General features: G+C 47.2%; 1 protein-coding gene. It reads right to left on the bottom strand.

The genetic code is table 11. The features are described 5' to 3' along the window. Positions 1–132: 132 nt before the first annotated feature. The coding region (locus RZO55_RS10380) for a transposase (protein WP_318064211.1) at positions 133–623 on the bottom strand (491 nt) is incomplete at its 5' end.

Raw genomic sequence — 623 nt, 5'->3', positions numbered from 1 at the left:
ATCCCAATGCTGGAAAAGTAAAGCCTTTTACGAATAAAAATGGTAAAATCGTTAATAAAGTAAGGACCTGGGATGGCGAATGGGTAACCTTAATAAACGGGACAAAAAAGAAAGTAGAGGCAGGTCTGTTGATTATCCAATATTTAGTAATAGGCATCGTCGTGTAGAAAGCAATTGAACAAGGGAATAAGCAACTTCAGTCGGCAATTGGCCCAACCGAAGTTTACGGAGAAAGTCAGTGAAGGAAAGGTTCACACAGCGCCAGGTCGGTTTGGCTTCCTGGTACAACCACCGTAAAAGAACATAAGCAATCAAGGCCCCATAAAGCTGGTTGTATACCGCATTGGGGCTGGTTCCAAACAGCCTCTTCACATTCAGATGCTGTTTGATCCAACGGAAAAACAGCTCGATTTGCCAGCGCTCCTTATAAATCGCGGCAATGGTTTCGGCGGACAAGAAAACCAGGTTGGTTGCAACGCGAATGAAATTCCCTTTGCTGTCGAGAAAGGTGACCACCCGGAACCGCCTTTGGGTTTGCTTGGCTTCGCATCCGAGAACGGCCGTCACATCCTCAACCACGTTGGAGTCGTCAACAGGCCATCGACGAAGCGCCTTCGGATTGG

It is taken from the genome of Clostridium boliviensis (assembly GCF_033342255.1).
Taxonomy (GTDB): domain Bacteria; phylum Bacillota; class Clostridia; order Lachnospirales; family Lachnospiraceae; genus Lacrimispora; species Lacrimispora boliviensis.
This window is presented reverse-complemented; position numbering and strand designations above follow the sequence as displayed.